The 1,932-nt window shown below is 72.2% G+C and carries 5 protein-coding genes; all 5 read left to right on the forward strand.

What is annotated here, in order from left to right; translation table 11 throughout:
- The first annotated feature begins 229 nt into the window (after positions 1–229).
- Entirely contained in the window at positions 230–661 is a 432-nt protein-coding gene (locus BZL64_RS36015) for a hypothetical protein (protein ID WP_086773246.1), read from the forward strand.
- A 76-nt stretch (positions 662–737) separates the two neighbouring features.
- Positions 738–1,208, forward strand: coding sequence for a hypothetical protein (locus BZL64_RS36020; protein WP_086773247.1), 471 nt, complete (start codon positions 738–740; stop codon positions 1,206–1,208).
- Entirely contained in the window at positions 1,202–1,435 is a 234-nt protein-coding gene (locus BZL64_RS36025) for a hypothetical protein (RefSeq protein ID WP_086773248.1), read from the forward strand. Before BZL64_RS36020 ends, BZL64_RS36025 begins: the two co-directional genes overlap by 7 nt.
- Positions 1,435–1,641 (forward strand): hypothetical protein, encoded by a 207-nt coding sequence (locus BZL64_RS36030; protein WP_086773249.1) that lies wholly within the window; start codon positions 1,435–1,437, stop codon positions 1,639–1,641. Before BZL64_RS36025 ends, BZL64_RS36030 begins: the two co-directional genes overlap by 1 nt.
- Positions 1,638–1,932, forward strand: a 295-nt coding sequence (locus tag BZL64_RS36035) for a hypothetical protein (RefSeq protein WP_086773250.1), incomplete at its 3' end; no start/stop codon positions are given. The genes BZL64_RS36030 and BZL64_RS36035, both read left to right, overlap by 4 nt.

Below are 1,932 nucleotides of genomic sequence, written 5' to 3' on the forward strand. Positions count from 1 at the left end.
ACCCCCACCACACCCCTCTGCACCATCTGCGACCGCCCCATGAACCCCGACTGGGCAGGCCGCGGATACGACACCCACCTCGGCTGCGACCCCCACACCGGCAGCCACCCCGACAGGCCCAACCACAGCCACAACGACCCCGACGAACACCACGGAGCAGCCTGACCCGCCTCCGCCGCGGAGCCGGTTACACGCCGCCCCACGCGAAACCAGCCGAAAGGAACCAGCCATGCAGCCCAACACCACACCCCAGCCACTCACCCCGGAGACCGTCTCCGCGATCCTCCGCGACCCCGACAGCCCCTACTACCCGTCCCGGATCACCATGTTCTGCGACCACTGCGGGGTCGAGCGGACCGGCGAGTACATGGTCAGCGAGGACATGACCAGCCGGGAGCGCCTCGGCGTGGCCCGCCAGCACCTGGTGCAGAACGAGGGCTGGGAGCACACCAGCGACGGTGACGACTTCTGCCCGGAGCACGCGGCGCCGAAGACCAGCGAGCAGCCGGCCGCGTGCGGGAAGTGCCGTACCGCCTTCGACCCGGCGGACACCCGCTTCGCCGGACACGCCCAGCACGGCACGACCGCGTTCTGCCGGCGCTGTGTCGACGCGTGCCACGACAACGAGATCGCGGATCACCGGTGCGTGATCTGCGCGTGAGCAGCAGGACGGCCGGCCGCGTTGGAGCCGCGGCTGGCCGCACTCCCGATCACACCACACCGTCAGGAGCCTGACCATGGCCGACACTCAGCGCCTCACCGACGCCCAGATCCGCGCCGAACTCGCCCCACTCGTCCGCGTCATCGCCTCCGCCATCCAAGACACACCCATCCGCCTCGGCGGACCCGAAGGCACCGCAGACCTCACCGCAACGATCGCCGTCCGCGTCGCCGCCTACGTCGGCCGCGAGGTACTGCCGCCGCCGGATGCCGAGACGAAGAAGCTGCGACTCCGCGCCGACATCGCCGAGGCCGAGCTGCGTACCCTCCGCGCCGGCATCCGCTCCCTCGGCGGCGACCCCACCACCATTCAGAACCTGTGGGCGCAGATCAGCCTCCGCAACCGGCAGTGGAAGGCAGCGAGGGACGCCAACACCCGCGTACGTCTCGTCGCCTGCGACCCCGGCTCGTATGAGGACCCGGCCGATGTCATCAGGGCCGTGTGCAAGGCCCTCGACGGCCCCGAACACACGGAGCAGCCGTGCTGATCGCCGAAGCCATCGACACGTTGATCACCCTCGGCTGGTGGGCCCTCGGATGGATCACCGTCCTCGGTGCCGCCCTCACGATCTTCCTCCTCACCGGCTGCGCCCTCGGCACCTGGGCCGTCCGCGGTGCCTGGCGCAGCATCGTCCGCCCCTCCTGGGCCGTCAGCCTCACCACCGCACGCCGTATCGCCCGCCGCACGCGACCCGACTACGAGGAGGCGGCCTGATGCCCCTCCGTCGCGCCGCGATCGAGGCGGCCGGGCAGCTCGCCCTCGACTGCGCCCCCAACTGGACCACCGACCACCAGCCCAGCGACCGCATCCCCACCCCCACCGACGTGCGGCGCGCCGAACTCGCGGACCTCACCGACCAGCGCGCCCCACGCAAAGCTCTCCGCCACGCCCGCACCGTCCCCACCGGGAGCTACCTATGACCGGACACCAGTGGACCGCCCACACCTGCCGCGCCCTCGCCCTCGGCGAACTCGCCTCCGCGACCGTCCTCCTCGTCGAGCACCGGTGGTGGCTCGCCGCCCTCGTCGCCTGCACCGCGCCCAGCCTCCTCATCGTCGACGCCAGCGCCCGCCGCGCCCACCGGCGGGCCCAGGTGGAGGCGCAGCGGACGGCACGACTGGAGGCCGGCGAGACCGTCCAGCCGCTCACGCCGTGCTGCTCGTTCTGGCGCCACAGCGACGGCCAGGTCCACGGGCCCGGCTGCACCCGCC

Origin of the sequence: Streptomyces bobili (genome assembly GCF_002154575.1) — a bacterium.
In the GTDB taxonomy this organism is placed as follows: Bacteria; Actinomycetota; Actinomycetes; order Streptomycetales; family Streptomycetaceae; genus Streptomyces; species Streptomyces bobili.

Excerpts from the sequence above, each read along its gene's own strand:
- BZL64_RS36015 (WP_086773246.1), top strand. The coding sequence starts at position 230 with ATGCAGCCCAACACCACACCCCAGCCACTCACCCCGGAGACCGTCTCC.
- BZL64_RS36020 (WP_086773247.1), top strand. The coding sequence starts at position 738 with ATGGCCGACACTCAGCGCCTCACCGACGCCCAGATCCGCGCCGAACTC.
- BZL64_RS36030 (WP_086773249.1), top strand. The coding sequence starts at position 1,435 with ATGCCCCTCCGTCGCGCCGCGATCGAGGCGGCCGGGCAGCTCGCCCTC.